The organism is Marinobacterium mangrovicola, assembly GCF_004339595.1.
Classification (GTDB): domain Bacteria; phylum Pseudomonadota; class Gammaproteobacteria; order Pseudomonadales; family Balneatricaceae; genus Marinobacterium_D; species Marinobacterium_D mangrovicola.
Window position 1 is genome coordinate 120,590 of sequence record NZ_SMFU01000010.1, and the last position, 20,380, is coordinate 140,969.

The following is a 20,380-nucleotide window of genomic DNA, read 5'->3' on the forward strand; positions in this document are numbered from 1 at the left end:
GTCTTCTGTATTTCAGGCACCGGTGCAGAGATAGCCTCCATCCACCGGCAGAGTCACTCCGGTGACAAAGCTGGCGGCCGGGCTGCTCAGGAACAGAGCGGTGCTGGCTACCTCTTCCGGCAGACCCCAGCGCGCCATCGGCGTGCGACCCAGGATACGGCCGGAGGCGACCTTGTCGGCCTTCAGCCCCTCACCCAGCGGGGTATCGATCCAACCCGGTGCGATGGCATTCACGCGCACACCTTCGGCGGCATATTCCTCGGCCAGTGACAGTGTCAGTTGGACAATAGCGCCCTTGCTGGCGGAGTAGGCCGGACGATCCTTGGAACCAAAGGTGCTGAACATGGAGGCCAGGTTGATGATCGAGCCGCCGGTCTTGGCCAGCATCGGGCGGGCGGTTTCGCTGGCGACCATGGCGGCACGCAGGTTCACCGACAGCACCTTGTCGAACTGACTGAGCTGATACTCATCGCGGTTGCGACTGATACCGGCGCAGTTGATCAATACCGCCAGTCCCTCGGCCGCACGGATACTGCTCTGTAGCGCATCGGTATCGGTGACATCCAGATCCAGCAGCTCGATATTCGGGTGGGAAGGCGCATGTTCACCGGCGGGGTTAAGGCCGGCGGCAATCACTCTGGCACCGGCGTCGGCGTAGGCTACGGCCATGGCCGCACCGATACCGGAGGTGGCGCCGGTGATGAACACCGTCTTGCCGGACATGAATCCGGGGGCAAAAACCGCATTCTCAGAAATGTGGTCAGACATGTAATGGATACTCCTGTTCAGTAAGCGAAGGGTTCGGGTTGATAAGCACCTTGATCTGATCCTTGCTGGCAAGCAGGGCGTCAAAGCCACCGCTCAGTGCGTTATCCAGATCGACGGTCTTTGTCACGATCTTAGCTGGATCAAAACGGCCCTCGGCGATGTGGTTGATCAGCGCGGGATAGACATCGCGGTAGCCCACCGATGTTTGCAGCCGTATCTCCCGGTTCACCAGGTCAAAGGCATCCAGGCTGATCTCTCCCATCAGCCCGACCAGCACCACTTTGCCGCCTTTCTTGGCGGCCTGCAGTGCGGTGGTGAAGGTGACCTGGCTGCCAGCCGCCTCAAACACCGTGTCAAAGCCGCCGGCGGAGAGCTGCTGCAGCTGGGCGTGCAGATCATCCTGGCGGCCGTCCAAGGCGCTTGTGGCGCCAAGCTGACGGGCTTTTTTCCGGCGCTCCGGGCTGACGTCGACTGCACAGATCTCTTGGATGCCCCTGAGTCGTGCCAGCATGATCAGCAGCAGCCCGATAGGACCAAGCCCGATCACCAGGCAGCGGTCGCCGGGCTGGAGCGAGCTCTGGTTCAGCGCATGCTCGGCCACGGCCGCAGGTTCCAGTACCGCCGCCTGGCGGTAACTGACACTGTCTGGCAGCGGGTTCAGCATATAGTCGGGAACGGCTACCTGTTCGGCCATGCCGCCGTTACCCATCAGGCCGATAAAACCCATGGATTCGCACAGGTTGTAATCGCCGGCCAGGCAGTAGCGACACTCCTGGCAACGGTATTCCGGCTCGATGGCGACCCGGTCGCCCACCTGGACGCCGCGGACATGATCACCCACGGCCACCACCTGGCCACAGAATTCATGCCCCAGGGTCAGCGGCGCCTGTTCTCCGGATACCGGATGCACCGAGCCGCAGGGTATCGCGTGTGGGCCATCCTGGTACTCGTGAAGATCGCTGCCGCAGATTCCGCAGTAAGCCACCTGCACCAGTACTTCGTTATCCCGGTTCACGGCGGCGGGAACTTCGCTTACGCGCAGATCTCTGGCGCCGTGCCAGCGTAATACCTTCATCCGTTATTCCTCAGGTAGGCGGGGCTGTTGGTTTCAGTGTCGTCAGCGACTGGCTGAGCCTGGTTGCGGCGCGCCAGGACGGCGGGAGCCGTTTCCTTCAGCAGCAGCGAGAGGGCAGCAGCGACAATAGCGGCGCCACTGCTGACAAACATGACGATCTGCAGGCCGTACTGGTCGGCGGCGAAGCCGGCCAGGGTGGGGGAGACAAACCCGCCGATCAGCTCGCCTATGCCCATGATCAGGCCCAGCGCGGTGGCGATCTGGCCGCGGGAGACGGTCTCCGCGGGGATGGTCGCCATAAACAGGGTGAAGCAGCCAAGGCCGGTATAGGTCAGGATCACCAGCGCACCCATCACCATGGGCGTTTCGCTGTAGAGCAGCACCATGGGGCAGCAGGCCGCCAGCAGCGTGAAAATGACCAGTGTGGGCTTGCGACCGATCCGGTCCGATACGCCAGCGACGACAAAGCCCCAGATCACCCAGGCCACGCCCAGGCAGCTCATGATGCTGCCCATGGTGGCGGGCTCAAAACCACGCACCTTGACCAGGAAGGTGGGTGTGAAGGAGATCAGTACCACGAACCAGGTCAGGTAGAAGCAACTGATCAGGGTGCAGAGCAGAATATTGCGGTTGGAAAGCAGCGTTGTATAAGCCTTGAGGCCGCGCGGTTTAGGCTCTTCCTGATCAGCGCTTCCATCCATGGACTGATCCATGGGCTGAGCTGCAGTTTGGCTGGCGCTCTGGCTGGCAGTATCCGGTTTAACGTATTTCCACACCAGAAAGGCGATGATCAGGCCGGGAATCAGCGACAGGATAAACGCCTGACGCCAGCCCCAGGCTTCCGCCATGGCGATGATCACTGGCGGCCCGATAACCGCTCCAAGCAGACCCGCGGCCGACCCCTGCAGCAGGCCCATGTTCAGACCGCGACGATGCGGTGATGAGGCTTCCACCATCATCGATTGCGACAGCGGCAGTATCGGTCCCTCGGCCAGGCCCATCACGGCGCGGAATATCAGCAGGCTGATAAAGCCGGTGACCATGCCGGACAGAGCCGAACAGAGCGAGAACAGGATGATGGCGACAATCAGGATCGGCTTGCGTTTGCCGATGCGATCGGACCAGGCGCCCACCAGCGCACCGGAGACGGCCCAGGCCAACGCCAGAACCGAAGACAGCAGCCCCAGATGGCTGTTGCTGAGTTGCAGTTCCTCCTCCATGAAGGGGAACAGGAAAGACAGCGCCAGCCGGTCGAAAAACACGAAGCCGAAGGTCAGGAACAGGACGCTGAGCAGAACATTTTCGTAAGTGGCGTATTTATTGTTGTTCACCGGGGTGTTCTCCTGACCGCACGCAGCGCGATACCGCGTGCGGTACAACGTTGGGATTGAGACGGACGGAGATCAGCGGAACAGGGTGTCGACGTAGGCGGCGCCGATGCCGACTTTTTCGTAGTGCTCACGGCACATGGCGATGTAGTCATGCACATCGAAAATGCCCTCGGTCTCGCCTTTTTCGTCGAGCCAGATCAGCGGGCCCTTGACGATAAAGAAGGCGCGCATCGGCTCTTCGTGCTCGTAGGCGACCAGGGTGTGGCCCTCGCCCGGAGTCTCGTAAACAAAGTCACCGGCGGTGGCGGTCCAGTCGTGCTCGAGGTAACCCCATTTGCCGGAAATGGTGTAGGCAAACACCTCATGCGGGTGGTAATGACGATTGACCAGCCCGGCACTCTTGGCCATCAGAATGTCGCACCAGCGGTTCTCGGTGGGCGAGATCCACAACGGGCGTGAGGAGACGGTTTCGGTAAACGGGACGTAGAGTTTTTCGTCTTCGGTGGGCGCATTGGAGATATACACCTCCGGCTTGGCGTCCGGCTTGAAGCAGTTGGGGATGGCGGGGATATCTTTCCAGAATTCTGATTTGGCAAGCTCCGGCATTTGGGCACCTTCAGCATTGTTGTTATAGGAAGCGACAGTCTAGGCTGGAGGCAAACCCCGGTTTTGTGAAAACCGGACCGGATGTTTGTATTTTTCGGACATTCGGGGGCGGTGAGAACGCAGATTCTGCCGCCAAAGATTGACCTGGATCAGGCTTTTTCGGTTAATTAGCACCAGACGTTCAGTGAGTTGAGACGTAGCGATGGCCGGCGGAGACTGGCTTCGGAGAATAACTATTATGCAGCATCCAGCGACTCTCACCGTCCAGACAGCCTCTACCCGGAATGTAGCGCCGGAGCAGCGGTTTCAGTACTGGGACCAGTTCAACGCCAGCCATTTTGTCGGTATCCGCTGCTCCTCCTACGTGCCGGAGGGGCTGGCCGCCACCCAGCACAGCCTCCACCTGGACGGCATGAAGCTGAACTGGATCGAGGGCAATGGTCATGTGGTTGAACGTGATCTGACCCTGGTCCAGGCCGAGCCGAAAGAGTCGGTGCTGGTCTCTATTGGCATGGGCAAGAACGCCTTTTTCCATCAGGGCAAAAGCTGTGAAATGCTCGAAGGTCAGTATGCGCTGCTGTATCGCACCGACCGGCCCTATCTCGTTGGCTTCACCGACCAGATGCACCAGCTCACCATCGATATCCCGCTGGAAAAATTCCATCAGCACTCACAGTACAGCTTCGACAGTCCGCTGCGCATCGACACCAATGATCGCCTGGTCAACTTGCTGATCCGCAGCCTCTACCGTCAGGTAAACCGTTTTATGCAGACGCCTGATGCTGGTGAGGCCGAAGCTTTTCAGCGTCAGGCCTGGCGCCTGATCGACGCCATGCTGGTGCGACAAAATTCGGCGGGCGATGCATCGTCCGTCGCCATGCATCACCGCCTGATGGCCAAACAGTATATGGATGAGAACCTCGGTAGAGCCGATCTCGGCGTTGAAGAGGTGGCCGCTGCGTTAGGAATCACCAGCCGTCATCTTAACCGGCTGTTCTCGGAAGAGGCGCTGACCCCGCGCCAGTATCTGCTGGATCAGCGTCTACAGCAGGCCTGGGCCCTGCTGACCGATCCCCGCCGCAATGGCTACGGTATCGCCGATGTGGCCTATCAGTGCGGCTTTTCCAGCCAGGCCTATTTTGCGCGGGTGTTCCGTCGCCAGTTTGGACTGACGCCGACCGATGCGCGACAGAAACATATCTCTGCGCCTCTCGGCTGAAGGGCGCAGTTGATTAGTTCTGGCAGGTCTTCAATACGCAGGATAAGCGCCATAGAGGCGCCAAAAGAGAGGAAAGCGGTGCGCAAACCGCTGGAGCTGATCCAGGTGGATCAGTTATCCAGCATCGCTTCCAGTTCACGCTCCAGCAGCGCTTCATCACCCAGGTTCAGCTCTACCAGACGGCGCAGGTGGCTGACACTTTCGATCTCCATATCGCCGGCCACGAAACCGTACTGCTCACCTTCGATATGTTTCACCGTGCCGGGCATGCGGATCAGAATGTCGTTGGCCAGGTAGATATGCAGTTCGGCGGTCTCGCCGGGCTCCAGCTTCAGCGGCTGAGCTGACTCGATCAGGGCACCTCGAAGCGAGATATCCACCAGCTGTACCTCCGCAGGTCCCTTGGGAGTATGGAGTTCACAGCCCGCATCAAACCGGATTCGGCTGAAACGACGGCGTTCGTTTTGGCTCTCGGTCACGCTAATCACCCTGGCATTGCATTTGTGTTGAGCGCTGGGCTCGGAGTTGGCCTGGCGGTAAGGCCGAGCCTGTTCATGTTATTACACAGAGTGTTGTTTGTGAAAGTGATGACGCCAAGCAAGGATGACCGATTTCAAACAGAGTAGAGTCGGCGCTAGGATAGGGTTCTCTGTTTCCATGGATGGTCTGAGGCTGGGTTTGGTCAAAATGTTACTCGATATATTGGACGTATTTTCGGTATCGCGGCACTCGCGATATTTCAATCAGACACGTGCGCATCATCTGTACAAGCGGGTACGCTTGATCGCGTTGCTGCTTGCGGTGCTGCAGACTGCCTGGGTATTTGTCGATCAGTTGCTGCTGCCGGCATCGGTACAGAACAGCATAGCGATCGGGCGGGTGGTCAGTAGCGGGGCGTTGCTGCTGTTGCTGGCCTGGTACAAGCATCCCTATAGCCTGGGGTGCGCTTTGCTGCGCCTGGCACTGCTGATTCTGATCCTTTCAGGTTTTCAGACCTATTCAAACGCCGTGCTCTTCTCGGCGGGCTATGAACACTCGGTGGCTGGCTACCAGTTTTTCCCCTTCATGATCGTTGCGATGCAGGCGATCTTCCCGCTAACGGTGGTTGAGGTGATCGCTGTTACCGCTGCAGTTATGCTGATTGAGGTACTGACACAGACGCTGTCCGGACATTTCGGTGGCGTCTCCGAACTTAATGCGCTCTGGCTGCTGGGTGTGCTGGCGGTGATTGCCGGCTGGGCGTCGATCAATCAGCTGGGCATGCTGCTGGGGCTTTATCGCCAGGCGACCCGTGATGCACTCACAGGCCTGGCTAACCGGCGTCAGGTGATGGAACACCTGGAAGGCGATGTGCTGCTTTGCCAGGATGAAGGCCGGCCGATCTCGATCCTGATGATGGATCTGGATAAGTTCAAAAGCTTCAACGACAACCATGGCCATGCGGCCGGCGATATCGTCCTCAAGCAGTTTGCCAAGATTCTGCGCAAACAGGTGCAGCCGAAAGCACGGGATCGTAAAGGCAATTTGGCGGGCAGATTCGGTGGCGAGGAGTTTCTGATTATTCTGCCGGGCCAGGGGGCCGAGCGGGCGGTGGAGGTCGCCGAGCAGATCTGCGCGGCCTGTCATCTTTCTCCGGTGCGCATTCCCAGTGGCGAGCAGGTAGGTTTCACCACCAGCATCGGTGTTGCCACACTGCTTCCGGATGAAACACCCTCGGATCTATTGCGGCGGGCTGATGAGGCGCTTTACGCGGCTAAATCCTCGGGTCGTGATCGGCATGTTCTATCCGGGGAGGAACGTGATAATGACGCTACCGGTTATGAATATGAACCGGCTGAAAAGGTGCCAGTATAGAAAATAACCCTTGGTCTAATGGTCTTGCTCAGAGCAGCGGATTATAACTAGATCCGCTGCTTATTATATTACGAGCAGAACATGGAATAAGTGGATATACCACAGGGTGGTAAGGGTAAAAATAGTTAGCGGGACCTTTTGAAGATGCTCGTTGACGGTTGTTGGAAGCTTCGGCGCACCTTAAAGCCAGAGTGCTCTGCCTGGGCCGGGTCCCATGGAAACGGTCGCAGCAGTTAAAGTATGGGGATATCTTTTCTGTTGTTAAATATACACGCGAAAATGATGTGTGTTTTTGTTGATTCGTTTTATGCCGGCATTTCTCGTTTAATACTTATTCAATTTTCTTTTTAAAGCCTCGTTTTTTAAAACTCTGTTTTTCATTAAACAGTATTAAACGAGCCCGGTAGATAGAAAAAACACTGTTAGAATCCCGCGCTTGTTTCCCGGTTGGGCATATTCTTTTAACCGGGACTATCCTCTCAGTTACTCCTCACTTTATTTAAAGACCTACATGAATAGTAATCACTCCAAATCAGGTGTGACGCGCAGGGGGTTTCTCGCTGCCAGCCTTGCCGCCGGTAGTTTGACCCTGATCCCCCATGCGCTGGCCAGCACCACCCCTCAAAGCGTGGCGGATAGCGATGCTTACCGGGCGTTTATCGCAGTGTCCCAGCAGATCACCGCCAATACCGCGCTGAAGCCCGCCATGGCGGAACGGCTTTACCTGGCCCTGGTGCGGCACGATGACTCCTTTGCTGAGCGGATCAAACAGCTGGATAGCTTTATCACTGCCGAAGCGATTGCGGTTTCTGAGTTGCAGGCGCGTGTTGAAGCAGAAGCGCCTGAGGTGAAAGATCTACCGCCAGCTATCGCTACAGGCTGGTTTGAAGGTCTGGTCGGCAGTGGCAAGGATGTGGAGCTGATCGCCTTCAGTGAGGCGCTGATGTATGTCGCCGTTGCCGATGTGCTCAAGCCGCCCAGCTATTCCCTGGGTGAGTACGGTATCTGGCAGAACAAGCCGGCCAAGGCGTAGGAGTTTTTATGGCACAGCAAACTACATCCGCCGACGTTGTGATCGTCGGCTCAGGCGTTGTCGGCTCGCTGATGGCGGAAAAGCTCGCCCTGAGCGGTATCTCCGTGGTGATCCTGGAAGGCGGTCCGCGTATCGACCGCAACCACGTGGTGGCGCGTTTCCGTCATGAGGCCAACAAAAGCGATTTCATGGCGCCGTACCCGTATAACGATTGGGCACCGGAGCCGCGCAAGAACAACGATTATTTCCAGCAGGAAGGGCCTGTTCCCTATTCCGCTTCCTATATTCGTGGCGTCGGCGGCACCACCTGGCACTGGGCCGGCATGGCCTGGCGCTATCTGCCGAACGATTTCCAGCTGCAGAGCAAGTACGGCGTGGGCCGCGACTGGCCGTTCAGCTATGACGATCTGGAGCCCTTCTACTACGAAGCCGAAGTGAAGATGGGCGTCTCCGGCCCGCTGAACAATGGTTCTCCGCGTAACAAACCCTTCCCGATGGAGCCGATCGCCCGCTCCTGGGCGCATCAGCGTGTGCAGGAACGTCTGAGCCAGATCGGTTACGAGGTCACCACCAACACCGTGGCGCGTAACAGCCGCAACTACGATGGCCGTCCGGCCTGCTGCGGTAACAACAACTGCATGCCGATCTGCCCCATCGATGCCCAGTATCACGGCGGCATATCCGCCCAGGCGGCGGAACGTGCCGGTGCCAAAATCATCACCGAAGCGGTGGTTTACAAGATCGAGCACGGCGCCGACGACAAGATCCAGGCGGTGCACTACTACACGCCGGATAAAGAAAGCCACCGGGTGACCGGCAAGATCTTTGTGCTGGCGGCCAACGCCATCGAGACGCCGAAACTGATGCTGATGTCCACCAGCGACAAGTTCGCCAACGGCATAGGCAACAGTAACGATATGGTAGGTCGTCACCTCTGTGACCATCCGCGTACCAAGGTCAGCTTCGATGTGGATGAGGAGATCTGGCCGGGTCGCGGCCCTGTCAGCGAATACTCCATCCAGAGTGAGCGCGACGGCGACTGGCGTGGCGAAGAGGCGGCGTTCCGTATCGACTTCTCCAACTCCAACCCGGTGGCGGGAGTGACCTCCAAACTGATCAGCCAGGGGGTTTACGGCAAGGATCTGATTGCTGGTATCCGCCAGCAGTCCTCAGTGACTCTGGGGCTTAAGAATATCGTTGAGCAGCTTTCGGACCCGAATAACCGGGTGATGCTCGGTGATCGTCGCGACTCCCTCGGTATCCCCAATCCCAAGTTCTACTTCTCGGTGGATGATTACACCCGCCGCGGTAATGTCCGCGCCCGTCGGGTGTTCCAGGAGATCGCCGAAGGTCTGGGTGGCACCAATATCAAGTTTATGGACGAGAACAAGTTCAGCCTGGCCAACCACATCACCGGTACCCTGGGGATGGGCAACGACCGGGCGACCACGGTCTGTAACGGCGAAGGCCGTTCCCACGACCATGAGAACCTGTTCCTGGCCGGCACCGGCGTGCTGCCCACAGTAGCGACCGTCAACTCCACGCTGACCGCCGTGGCCGTAGGCCTGCGTACCGCGGAGTTCATCATGGAGGATCTGGCATGAAGCAGACGCTGATACTGAGCGCCGCGTTGGCGCTGGGTTCGCTGAGTAGCGCGGCGATTGCCGCCGAAAGCGATAACGCCCTGATCGAACGCGGCCACTACATATCCACCGCCAGCGACTGTGTCGCCTGTCATACCACCGAGGGCGGTGCCGAGTTTGCCGGCGGTAAGGCGATCGAAACGCCCCTGGGTGAGATCTTCGCGCCGAACATTACGCCGTCCAAAACCGGTATCGGTTCGTACACCTACGAGCAGTTCGATGCCGCCGTACGCGAGGGGATCCGTGCCGATGGTGCGCATCTCTATCCGGCGATGCCGTACACCGCTTACGCCAAGATCACCGATGAGGATATGAAGGCGCTCTACGCCTACTTCATGCAGGGTGTGGAGCCGGTGGAGCAGGCGTCGCCCGAGAGTGAGCTGCCGTTTCCGTTCAACATCCGTCTGTCGATGCTGGGCTGGAACCTGCTGTTTCTCGACGGCAAGCCCTACCAGGCTGACAGCAGCAAGAGCGATCAGTGGAACCGCGGCGCCTACCTCGGTGAAGCGCTGGCGCACTGCTCAACCTGTCATACGCCGCGTAACCTGATGATGGCGGAAGATCGCAGTCAGCTGTTAGGCGGTGCGAGCCTCGGTACCTGGTATGCGCCCAATATCAGTTCGGATGTGAACAGCGGCATCGGCAACTGGTCTGAGGCGGAGATCGTCAGCTACCTGAAAAGCGGTCATGCCGATGGTAAGTCACAGGCAGCGGGTCCCATGGCCGAAGCGATCGCTCACTCTCTGCAGCATCTGGACGATGAGGATCTGCAGGCGCTGGCGGTGTGGCTGAAGTCGGTGCCGGCGGTCAGCGATGCGGCCGATACCCAGCCGGCGGACAGTCATGGTCAGGCGCTGGCCGATCCCGATGCGGTGCTGATGGAGCCCCTGCCGGAGGATATGGCGGATATGAGCGGCGCCCAGCTGTATGAAGCGGCCTGCTCCTCCTGTCACCAGGCGGATGGCACCGGGGCCGGCGGCCTGCCGTCACTGGTGAACAACACCGTGCTCGGGCGCAGTAACACCGATAACCTGGTGATGGCGATTCTCGATGGCGTGAAATATCGCAACGAGATCAAGACCAGTTACGGCGTCGATATGCTGGCGTTTCGCAACGAGCTGAGCGATGCGCAGATCGCCCAGGTGGCCAACTACACGCTGGAAAACTTTGGCCGTGCCGAAGTGGCTGATATCAGTGCCGATGAAGTGGCGGTGCTGCGCAACGGTGGTCCTGCCTCCAACCTGCTGCCGATGGCTCGTTGGGGTATGGGGCTGGGCGCTGTTGTAGTTGTGCTGTTGCTGCTGGTATGGGTTGTTCGCCGCCGGGCGAAGTAGAAACGATCCAGCCCTGACGGGCGGCCAGTAAAAAAGCCACCGGGTTTCCCTCGGTGGCTTTTTTGTGTGCGTCAGATGATCAGCTCATGCGGCGGTATTTGATCCGCTCCGGCTGATGATCCTTACCGTAACGGCGTTTGTAGTCTTCGGCGTACTCGGTGTAGTTACCCTCGAAGAACTCCACGTTAGACTCGCCTTCGTACGCAATGATGTGCGTACAGATACGGTCGAGGAACCAGCGGTCGTGCGAGATCACCACGGCGCAGCCCGGGAAGGCCAGCAGCGCTTCTTCAAGCGCGCGCAGGGTTTCGATATCCAGGTCGTTGGTCGGCTCGTCAAGCAGCAGCACGTTGCCGCCTTCTTTCAGCAGCTTGGCCATGTGCAGACGGTTGCGCTCACCGCCGGACAGATCCTTGACGAACTTCTGCTGGTCGGAACCCTTGAAGTTGAAACGACCGCAGTAGGCGCGCGCCGGCGTCTGGTAGTTGCCAACGGTGATGATATCCTGACCGTCGGAGATCTCCTGGAATACGGTGTTGTTGCCTTCCAGCTCACGGGACTGGTTGACGTAGGAGAGCTGCACGGTGGAACCGATCTCGATCTCACCGGAATCCGGCTGTTCTTCGCCGCTGAGCATGCGGAACAGGGTGGACTTACCGGCGCCGTTGGGGCCGATGATGCCGACGATGGCACCCGGCGGGATGGAGAGGTTCAGGTTTTCAAACAGCAGCTTGTCGCCGTAAGACTTGGTGACGTTGTGCAGCTCGATCACCTTGTCACCCAGACGTGGGCCAGGCGGAATGTAGATCTCCTGGGTTTCGTTGCGCTGCTGGAACTCGCGGGAGTTCATCTCTTCGAACGCTTTCAGACGCGCCTTGGACTTGGTCTGGCGACCCTTGGCCCCCTGACGTACCCACTCCAGCTCGGATTTCATCGCCTTGCGGTGAGCCGCTTCAGACTTGGCTTCCTGCTCCAGGCGGGCTTCCTTCTGCTCCAGCCAGCTGGAGTAGTTGCCTTCCCAGGGGATGCCGTGGCCGCGGTCCAGTTCCAGGATCCAGCCGGCAGCGTTGTCGAGGAAGTAACGGTCGTGGGTGATCGCTACCACGGTGCCCGGGTATTCCTGCAGGAAGCGTTCGATCCAGGCGATCGACTCGGCATCCAGGTGGTTGGTGGGCTCGTCCAGCAGCAGCATGTCCGGGTGGTCCAGCAGCAGGCGGCACAGCGCCACACGGCGGCGTTCACCACCGGAGAGGTTCTTCACCTCGGCGTCCCAGGGCGGCAGACGCATGGCGTCGGCGGCACGCTCCAGCGCCTGGTCCAGGTTGTGACCATCTTTGGCGGTGATCAGGTTTTCCAGCTCGGCCTGTTTCTTGGCCAGCTCGTCGAAGTCGGCATCCGGATCGGCGTAGGCCGCGTAAACCTGGTCCAGCTCGGCCAGGGCGCCCTTGACGTCGGAAACCGCTTCCTCGACCACTTCGCGCACGGTCTTGGTGTCGTCCAGTTCCGGCTCCTGCGGCAGGTAACCGACCTTCATGTTCGGCATCGGGCGCGCTTCACCGGTGTACTCGGTATCGACACCGGCCATGATGCGCAGCAGGGTGGATTTACCGGCGCCGTTCAGACCCAGAACACCGATCTTGGCGCCCGGGAAGAAGGAGAGGGAGATATCTTTGAGAATCTCGCGTTTCGGCGGCACAACCTTGCCGACGCGGTTCATCGTGTAAACGTATTGAGCCATCCAGAAGAACCTCTGGTTGAAAACAGTTAAAAAAGGATGGCGCCGATTTTACCTGCGGGTTGGGGCGAATACCAATCCGCCGCTAAGCGTCTAATCTTTACGACATGACCAGCGGTAAGAAAGCTCTATTGGCATCGAAGGATGACTAAGATAGCATTCCCCTCCGCTTGGAAGCTGGCCGGTGATGCCAGGGTATGCGTTGGGCTATAAGCGTTTACCCTGATCGTTGGATAAAAAAATTTAAGGAAGAAACATGACTCAGGTTGCTGAAAACCCTTACGCTGCCCCTGAAGCCGATCTCGAAGTCCAGCAAAACGCTGGCGATCTCTCCGTTTTCAACCGATTCAGTACCTGGTGGGTTTTTCTGCTGTCGATTGTGACTATCGGTATCTATCCGCTGTTCTGGATTCACGGCCGTACCCGCAAGCTCAACTCTATCAGCGAGCATGAAAAGGTCCCCACCGGTCTGGTCACCACCTATATCGTGGTGAGCCTGGCCGCACTGATCCTGCCGACACTATTTGGATTTGTTCTGGCAAGCGGCGCTGGCAGCATGGGCGCCCTGACTGCGATCAACATCTTCGGCAACCTGCTGAGCCTGACCGGCTTTATACTGCTTGAAGTTTGGGCGTTTAAATTCCGCGGTGTCCTCAACCGCGTGACGCAGAGCGAAGGCAAACGCACCTGGGCTGGTGGCGTGATGACCTTCTTCTTCACCATGCTCTACATGAACTACAAGATCAATCAGCATATCGACTCACGCCGCTAAGCGGTTGTTTGTAGTGCCAGCTTCCAAGCTTATTGATAACCAGGTCCGCGTCGAAACGCCGGAGGGCATCGACTTTGTCCAGGCGGCGGCGGGGCCTGTGCCGCGTATTCTCGCCTACCTGATCGATTTCGGCTGGCGCTGTCTGGTGTATATGGTCATCGGCATTCTCAGCGCTTTTATTGGCGGTCTGGGTAGCGGTGTCTTTTTGATTCTTACCTTCCTGCTGGAGTGGTTCTATCCGGTCTTTTTCGAGGTACTGCGTAAAGGGCAGACACCGGGGAAAAAGGCGATGGGGTTGCGGGTGGTCAACACGGACTTCACACCCATCGGCTGGGGGGCTTCCATCGTCAGAAATCTGCTCCGCGCGGCGGACTTCTTCCCGGCTTTCTACGCCACCGGGATGATCTCCATGACCCTGACCGGGCGCTTTCAGCGCCTTGGTGACCTGGCGGCGGGCAGTCTGGTGATCTACCAGGAGGCCGAACGCCCACTGACGGTCGATCCAGAGATTAAACCGCTGATGCCGCCGGTGGCTCTGACGCGGGAGGAGCGTCAGGGTATTGTCGATCTCACACTCAGAAGCGGTTCCATCAGTGATTCCCGCCAGGAGGAGCTGGCTGATCTGCTTACGCCGGTGACGGGTGAGTCTGGCAGCGCCGGGCTGAGCCGCCTCAAGGGCATCGGCGTCTGGCTGCTGGGCGGTAAGAAATGATGCTGAAGGGACGGTAGAGCGCATGAGAGAAAGGGATTTCGAGCAACGCTACGCCGAGTTCTGGAGGGAGTTTGAATCCGGCCTGGATACGGCAGGCAAGTCCGGACAAACCCCGGATAAAGGCTTTCCCGAAGCCTACCGCCAGCTGTGTAATCACCTGGCGATGGCTCGGCAGCGCGATTATTCCGAAGCGCTGGTGGCCTATCTTAACCGGCTGGTGATGGCCGGCCATCATCTGCTCTATCAGCCTGAATCCCGGGTGGGAATCAGTCGTCTGGCTGGCGCGCTGGCGCTTTTCGTAACCACGTTGAGGCGTAACCGGCGCTTCGTGATCTGCTCCGCCCTTCTGTTTTTGCTGCCGGCGCTGGTGATGGGAGTGGCTTGCTATAACGATGAGTCGATTACCTATAGCCTGATAGCACCATCCCAGGCCGCAGAGATGGAATCGATGTACGACCCCGCCAACGCCCGCATCGGCCCGGAACGGGATGCAGAGACCGATCTGGAGATGTTTGGCTACTACATTCAGCACAACATCAGCATCGCATTTCAGTCCTTCGCCGGCGGTATCTTTTTTGGCGTCGGCTCGGTGGTTGTGGTGCTTTATAACGGCCTGTTCCTCGGCGCGGTCGGCGGCCACCTGACCCAGGCCGGCTTCAGTGAGACTTTCTACCCCTTCGTGATCGGCCATGGTGCCTTCGAGCTGACGGCGATCGTAATCAGTGGTGCCGCGGGGATGATGCTTGGCTACGCGCTGATCAGTCCCGGTCGGCTGAAGCGTCTGGAGGCGCTGCGTGTGGCCGCAGCCGAGGCGGTCAAACTGATGTATGGCGCCACCTTCATGCTGTTTATCGCGGCCTTTCTTGAGGCCTTCTGGTCTTCCAGCACCTCTCTGCCGGTGGCGTTGAAACTCTCTGTCGGCGCGCTGCTATGGATCTTTGTGCTCTGGTTCTGCTTCTTCTCATCCCTGGGAGAGCGCCGTGAACCTGAATGAGCTGCAGCTGAAAACCCGGGTAAGAACGCCTTGGCAGGCGCTGGATGTTGGTGTGCTGATGGCGCGGCGCTGGTACCGGCCGATGCTGTTTGCCTGGATGCTGCCGGCGCTGCTGTTGTACGGACTGCTGAGCCTTGTGCTCTACGATAGCCCGGCCTGGGTGATGCTCGGTGTTTGGTGGTGCAAACCACTGCTCGACAGGTTGCCGCTGCTGATGCTGAGTCGTTATATCTTTAACGAACGACCCACCGGTGTGTTTAATGGCCGCAGCCTGCTGCGTCTGTATCGCTTCGATATGTTCTCAGCGCTGTTCTGGCGCCGGGCCGATCTGCGCCGCTCCTTTAACCTGGCGGTGACCGTACTGGAGCAGCAGAAAGGAGCCGCTCGGGCGCGGCGTGCTGCCGCGCTGACTCCGGGAAGCGGCAGTGCGGCATCCTGGTTGACGATGGTGATGCTGCATCTCGAGATACTGGTGCCTATGAGCATCGTACTGGCATTGGGTGCATTCGTCGGCAGCTATGTGGATGTCGACCCCGATATCTTCTTCACGTTCGACGCCGGCTTCTATGCGCATATTTCCAACCTCGCCCTGTTGCTGGGAATGAGTGTTATTGCGCCGCTCTACCTTGGTTGCGGCTTTTCGCTCTACCTGAATCGCCGTGTCGAACTGGAAGCCTGGGATCTGGAACTGCTGTTCCGGGAAAGTTACCGCCGCCGTACCGAGGCTGGGGCAAAAGCGGCGGTCACAAACAGTGCTAAACCGGCCGCTGCAGGCGCCGCCAATATTCTCGGCCTGGCGCTGGCGGCATCGATCGGGCTGGGGTTGCTATCGCCACTCGCGGCAACGCCGGTGGAGGCCAGTGTTTACAGCGCTGAAGCGGCAGGTGCAGAGCAGGCCAGGGAAGAGATTCGCCAGATTCTGGAAACGCCTCCCTTTGTGATTGAACAGCAGGTGGAGGAGTGGCAGTGGAAAGATAAGCTCACCGAGGCTCCTGAACCTGAGTCGTTGGAGGGCTGGGAGTGGCTCGCCGATCTGGCGGGATGGATGGATCAGATGAACCTGGGCTGGCTGTTCCAGCTGGTCGAGGTGCTGCTCTGGGCCGGCGTCGGGTTGCTGCTGTTCCTGTTGACCCGGGCGCTGCTCAGGCATCTGCAGACCTATAACGGCCCCGAGTACACACCACCTCAGCAAACTACCGGGCCCCGTGTGATTATGGGGATGGAGATTTCGGCGGGCAGCCTGCCTGATGATATGGATGCCGCCGTAAGCCGGGCCTTTGAACAGGGCGATATGCGCTTAGCCCTGTCGCTGATCTATCGCCACATTCTGCATCTGCTGGTGGATGGTCGCCGGGTACCTCTGGAATCCTGGTACACCGAGCTGGAGTGTGCCGCTGCCGTGAGGGCGCAGCCAGAACTCAAGGTGGATAATCGCTTTGATGAACTGACCCGGCTCTGGCTGCGCCTGGCGTACGCGCATCAGCTGCCGGAGCGGCAGCAGGCCGAACGCCTTTACCGCGAGCTCAGGGAGGTGCTGGCCGTATGAATCGAATGTCGGTACGGATCGCGGTGGTTCTGTTGCTGGCGCTGTGCGCCTTGCTGCTGTTCAGCAAACTGCATCGGGTCGAACGACTGGTCAACCAGGGGCCTACGTCGGAGGTACGGCGCAACGCTTATTTTGCTGCGGGGCGCTTTATCGAAGAGCAGGGCATCAGTGTCGAGCACAAGGTGTATCCGGTCGAGGTGAGTGAGCTTGCTTCGGGTGATGTGTTGCTCCTGACCGATGCTTCCTATCTTGAAACCCGTCCAGATAAGGCGGACAGACTGCTCGACTGGGTCAGCAGTGGAGGTCATCTGATCTGGCAGTATTCGCCGTCGCTGGGGGATGGTCCGCTGGCGCAGCTGTTGGGTGTCGGTAGTGAGACGTTCGATATTCAGTACGATGAAGAGAGTGAAGCGGATGTGGCGGCAGAAGAGCCACAACCGGAGCCGCAGAGTGGAGTAGAACAGCTTAATGCTGCCCTGGAGCAGGCCGTCCAGGATCAGCTTGAGGAGAGTGCTGAGCGGGAGCTGACGCCCACCGAAGAGGTGCGTTACCTCCTCGATCAGCGGGAAGAACAGGCCGATGGACCCAATATCAGCCGTCTGCAGATGCCCGGCAACGAGTCGCTTCAAAGCCTGGTCTACTCACACTATTCGTTGCTGCAGGATCCTGATTGGGCCACCGCTAACTACCGGCTGGATCTTCGGACCGAGTCCCTGGCTGGTGAACGGGTGGACCTGATGAACTTCCACCTCGGCAGGGGGCAGGTCAGCGTCGTCAGCGATGCCAGCATCTGGTCCAACGATGATATCGGCCTGTTTGACCATGCCGCGCTGCTGCGCTGGCTGGTGGCCGATGCTGATCATCTCTACATCCAGCGTTATACCCAATGGCCTTCACTGAACCAGCTGATCTGGCAGCAGGCTCGGGAACCCGCGCTGATTGTTCTAATGCTGTTACTGCTTTGGGCGCTGGGGCGGGCGCGGCGCTTCGGTCCGCTGCTGGCGACGCATAGTGGCGAACGACGCGCTCTGGGAGAGCATGTGGAGGCGGTGGCCCGTTTCCATCAGCAGCACCGCCAGTTTGATCATCTGCTCGGGCCGTTGCGCCGGCAGGTACTTAAGCGGGCCAGCCGTTATCACGCAGGCTTTGACCGGCTTAACGACACTGCCCAGTACGGGCTGATTGCCGATCGCGCTGAGGTGACCAGCGACGAGGTGTCCCGCGTAATGACCGAAGCGGGGCAGTACACCCAGCAGGAGCTGGTCGAAACGGTGAAATTACTTATCAAAATCAGGAATCAGTTATGACTCAGGAGAGCGGAGCCGGCGAAGGCCTGGACAGGGACGCGGTGCAAGAGGCAGCTGCCGTTGAAGCCGTGGGCACAGCGAAGCAGATCGAATTCCTGCGTAGCAATATCAAGGCGCTGCTGATCGGCCAGGATGATGTAATTGATCAGGTGCTGATCGCGTTGCTGTGTCGCGGTCATGTGCTGCTTGAGGGCGTGCCGGGCCTGGGTAAAACGCTGCTGGTACGTGCCATGGCGCGCTGTTTCGATGGCGAGTTTCACCGCATCCAGTTCACCCCGGACCTGATGCCCGCGGATATGACTGGTCACGCTATCTACAACATGCAGGAAGGGCGTTTCCATATCCGCAAGGGGCCGATTTTCACCAACCTGCTGCTGGCCGATGAGATCAACCGTTCGCCGGCGAAAACCCAGGCGGCGCTGCTGGAGGTGATGCAGGAGCGCCAGGTGACCATCGAGGGCAAGGCCTACTCGCTGAACCCGCCGTTCATGGTACTGGCGACCCAGAACCCGATTGAGCAGGAGGGCACCTATCCGCTGCCGGAGGCGCAGCTGGACCGTTTTCTGCTCAAGGTGTTTATCGACTACCCGAGCCTGGAAGATGAAACCCGCCTGGTCAGCCGTGTTACCAGTGGTCAGTTGAATATGGAAGAGATCGGCGGCAACAGCCAGGGGGCTCTGGTGGCGGCGGATATCCTGGCGCTGCAGGATGCCACCGAAGCGGTCTCCGTGGACCAGCAGGTGCTCAATTATGCGGTACGACTGGTGCAGGCCACCCGCAGCACCAGCAGCATCCTCAAGGGGGCAGGCCCCCGGGCCAGTATCGGTCTGGTCAGCGCGGCCAAGGCCTGGGCGCTGATCAACGGTCGTGACTTTGTGCTGCCGGACGATATCAAGCAGGTATCGCTGCCGGTGATGCGTCACCGTATCCTGCTGTCGCCGGAGAGCGAGATCGAAGGCTTCACGCCGGATCAGGTGTTGCAGCAACTGATGCAGACGGTCGACGCGCCACGCCAATGAGATTCCTGGCTCTGAATCTGCTCCCCGACCGCGGGCTTTTCAAATACCTGCTGATTTTCCTCGGGCTGGGCCTGGGGCTGGCGCTGCTGCGGGTTTTATCCACAGTGGCGCCGTCCTGGCCAGCCTACCTTTGGTGGGGCTTGTTTTTGCTGGCAGCGGTTGCGGCGGCACTGGATGCGCTGGCGCTCTACACCGGCAGGATGCCCTACGCCGGGCGTCAGTTGCCGGGTAATCTTGCGCTGGGCAGCCCGGCGACGATTCGCCTGCGCTTTGAAAACCCGGGGCGACGTGGTTTGCGCCTGGAATATACCGATCACTATCCAGCCGCGCTGAGTTGTGAACAGCTGCCGGCACAGTTGGATCTGCCCGCCGATACCAGCCTGATTGTTGAATACCAGGTGCGACCGGTGCAGCGCGGCGATGCGCATTTCGGTGCCATCGAACTCCGGGTGCAGTCGCCGCTGGGGCTCTGGCGCCGGCAGCTGCATATCGAGGCGGAGCAGTCGGTAAAGGTCTACCCCAACTTCATGGCGCTTAGCGGCATGGACTTTCTCGATAATGAACAGCGTGTCGCGCATCTGGGCGCGCATCTGACCCAGCGGCGCGGTTCCGGCCTGGAGTTCCGTCAGCTACGTGAGTACCAGCGCGGCGATGAGATCCGTCAGATCGACTGGAAAGCCACGGCGCGGCAGCAGAAACTGATCTCCCGCGAGTATCAGGATGAGCGTGACCAGGAGGTGCTGTTCATGCTCGATACCGGGCGCCGCATGCGCGCGCTCGATGGCGAGCTGAGCCATTTCGATCACTCTCTTAATGCGCTGCTGCTGACCGCTTATATGGCGCTGGGGATGGGCGATTCGGTGGGTGTGCTCGGCTTTGCCGGCAGCAATCGCTGGGTCAGCCCGGTGAAAGGGCGCCAGGGGATCAACCGGCTGCTGAACCAGCTTTACGATATCCAGAGCAGCACCGAGGCCAGCGATCTGAGCCAGGCCGCCGAGGCGTTGATGCTGAAGCAGCAGAAGCGCGCCCTGGTGGTGATCGTCTCCAACATGCGTGATGACGACAGCGAAGAGCTGCAGCTGGCGGCGCGGATACTGGGCCGCAAGCACCTGGTGATGGTGGCCTGCCTACGCGAGAGTTTTCTCGATCGTGAGCTGGAAGAGGAGCCGGGCTATCAGGCGACGCTCAACCACTGTGCCCGCGAGCTCTACCGCGAACAGCGTGCCGATCTGATCGCCCAGCTCAAGGCACGGGGCGTGATGGTGGTCGACTCAGCGCCCCAGCAGATGCATGTTGCGCTGATTCAGGAATACCTCGCGCTGAAGCGTGCAGGAAGAATCTGAGCCCGTGTTGTCCCCGGTCAATACCGGTATTTGAAGCAGCTCATTCCGCTTTCTATATTCAGATTGGAGATCGGGCGGTGGTTATTCTG

Annotated in this window: 18 protein-coding genes; 12 read left to right on the top strand and 6 right to left on the bottom strand. The window is 59.3% G+C overall.

Features of this window, described 5'->3' with window-relative positions; all coding sequences use genetic code 11:
* Window positions 1–12: 12 nt before the first annotated feature.
* The 4 genes from CLV83_RS16090 to CLV83_RS16105 all read right to left on the bottom strand — a co-directional run bounded on the left by CLV83_RS16090 (window position 13) and on the right by CLV83_RS16105 (window position 3,780).
* Window positions 13–768, bottom strand: a complete 756-nt coding sequence (locus CLV83_RS16090) for an SDR family NAD(P)-dependent oxidoreductase (RefSeq protein WP_207894923.1) — start codon at window positions 766–768, stop codon at window positions 13–15.
* Window positions 761–1,843 (bottom strand): 2,3-butanediol dehydrogenase, encoded by a 1,083-nt coding sequence (locus tag CLV83_RS16095; RefSeq protein WP_132294710.1) that lies wholly within the window; start codon window positions 1,841–1,843, stop codon window positions 761–763. Before CLV83_RS16095 ends, CLV83_RS16090 begins: the two co-directional genes overlap by 8 nt.
* The gene (locus CLV83_RS16100) at window positions 1,840–3,174 is read right to left on the bottom strand and encodes an MFS transporter (protein WP_132294713.1); all 1,335 of its coding nucleotides are present in this window, start codon (window positions 3,172–3,174) and stop codon (window positions 1,840–1,842) included. Before CLV83_RS16100 ends, CLV83_RS16095 begins: the two co-directional genes overlap by 4 nt.
* Window positions 3,175–3,246: 72 nt before the next feature.
* A complete protein-coding gene (locus CLV83_RS16105) occupies window positions 3,247–3,780 on the bottom strand; it encodes a 2,4'-dihydroxyacetophenone dioxygenase family protein (protein ID WP_104005035.1) in 534 nt (177 codons plus the stop codon).
* A 238-nt stretch (window positions 3,781–4,018) separates the two neighbouring features.
* Between CLV83_RS16105 and CLV83_RS16110 the strand changes: the two genes are divergently transcribed.
* A complete protein-coding gene (locus CLV83_RS16110; RefSeq protein ID WP_165900331.1) occupies window positions 4,019–4,999 on the top strand; it encodes a helix-turn-helix transcriptional regulator in 981 nt (326 codons plus the stop codon).
* Between the two features lie 110 nt (window positions 5,000–5,109).
* Here CLV83_RS16110 and CLV83_RS16115 read toward each other — a convergent pair whose 3' ends face one another.
* Complete coding sequence (locus CLV83_RS16115; RefSeq protein ID WP_132294719.1) at window positions 5,110–5,478, bottom strand: PilZ domain-containing protein; 369 nt, start codon at window positions 5,476–5,478, stop codon at window positions 5,110–5,112.
* A gap of 178 nt (window positions 5,479–5,656) precedes the next feature.
* On the opposite strand from CLV83_RS16115, the gene CLV83_RS16120 reads away from it, so the two are divergent.
* The 4 genes from CLV83_RS16120 (at window position 5,657) to CLV83_RS16135 (ending at window position 10,863) form a co-directional block, all read left to right on the top strand.
* Window positions 5,657–6,853, top strand: a complete 1,197-nt coding sequence (locus CLV83_RS16120) for a GGDEF domain-containing protein (RefSeq protein ID WP_243642414.1) — start codon at window positions 5,657–5,659, stop codon at window positions 6,851–6,853.
* A 511-nt stretch (window positions 6,854–7,364) separates the two neighbouring features.
* On the top strand, window positions 7,365–7,886 hold the full coding sequence (locus tag CLV83_RS16125) for a sugar dehydrogenase complex small subunit (RefSeq protein ID WP_132294722.1): 522 nt from the start codon (window positions 7,365–7,367) through the stop codon (window positions 7,884–7,886).
* An 8-nt stretch (window positions 7,887–7,894) separates the two neighbouring features.
* Window positions 7,895–9,490, top strand: coding sequence for a GMC family oxidoreductase (locus CLV83_RS16130; RefSeq protein ID WP_132294725.1), 1,596 nt, complete (start codon window positions 7,895–7,897; stop codon window positions 9,488–9,490).
* Entirely contained in the window at window positions 9,487–10,863 is a 1,377-nt protein-coding gene (locus CLV83_RS16135) for a c-type cytochrome (RefSeq protein WP_132294728.1), read from the top strand. Before CLV83_RS16130 ends, CLV83_RS16135 begins: the two co-directional genes overlap by 4 nt.
* Window positions 10,864–10,942: 79 nt before the next feature.
* Here CLV83_RS16135 and ettA read toward each other — a convergent pair whose 3' ends face one another.
* Window positions 10,943–12,601: an energy-dependent translational throttle protein EttA gene (ettA, locus tag CLV83_RS16140; RefSeq protein ID WP_132294731.1), complete on the bottom strand. Its 1,659-nt coding sequence runs from the start codon at window positions 12,599–12,601 to the stop codon at window positions 10,943–10,945.
* Between the two features lie 253 nt (window positions 12,602–12,854).
* Between ettA and CLV83_RS16145 the strand changes: the two genes are divergently transcribed.
* From CLV83_RS16145 to CLV83_RS16175, 7 genes are read left to right on the top strand one after another with little or no spacing between them, the layout of a single operon-like run.
* The gene (locus CLV83_RS16145) at window positions 12,855–13,370 is read left to right on the top strand and encodes a DUF4234 domain-containing protein (protein ID WP_132294734.1); all 516 of its coding nucleotides are present in this window, start codon (window positions 12,855–12,857) and stop codon (window positions 13,368–13,370) included.
* Window positions 13,371–13,383: 13 nt separating this feature from the next.
* On the top strand, window positions 13,384–14,082 hold the full coding sequence (locus CLV83_RS16150) for an RDD family protein (protein WP_207894924.1): 699 nt from the start codon (window positions 13,384–13,386) through the stop codon (window positions 14,080–14,082).
* Window positions 14,083–14,104: 22 nt separating this feature from the next.
* Window positions 14,105–15,076, top strand: coding sequence for a stage II sporulation protein M (locus tag CLV83_RS16155; RefSeq protein WP_132294737.1), 972 nt, complete (start codon window positions 14,105–14,107; stop codon window positions 15,074–15,076).
* Window positions 15,063–16,622 (top strand): DUF4129 domain-containing protein, encoded by a 1,560-nt coding sequence (locus tag CLV83_RS16160; protein WP_132294740.1) that lies wholly within the window; start codon window positions 15,063–15,065, stop codon window positions 16,620–16,622. The genes CLV83_RS16155 and CLV83_RS16160 overlap by 14 nt, the downstream gene beginning before the upstream one ends.
* Window positions 16,619–17,929, top strand: a complete 1,311-nt coding sequence (locus CLV83_RS16165) for a DUF4350 domain-containing protein (protein ID WP_132294743.1) — start codon at window positions 16,619–16,621, stop codon at window positions 17,927–17,929. The genes CLV83_RS16160 and CLV83_RS16165 overlap by 4 nt, the downstream gene beginning before the upstream one ends.
* The gene (locus tag CLV83_RS16170; RefSeq protein ID WP_132294746.1) at window positions 17,926–18,948 is read left to right on the top strand and encodes an AAA family ATPase; all 1,023 of its coding nucleotides are present in this window, start codon (window positions 17,926–17,928) and stop codon (window positions 18,946–18,948) included. The genes CLV83_RS16165 and CLV83_RS16170 overlap by 4 nt, the downstream gene beginning before the upstream one ends.
* Window positions 18,945–20,291, top strand: a complete 1,347-nt coding sequence (locus CLV83_RS16175) for a DUF58 domain-containing protein (protein ID WP_132294749.1) — start codon at window positions 18,945–18,947, stop codon at window positions 20,289–20,291. The genes CLV83_RS16170 and CLV83_RS16175 overlap by 4 nt, the downstream gene beginning before the upstream one ends.
* Window positions 20,292–20,380: the final 89 nt, after the last annotated feature.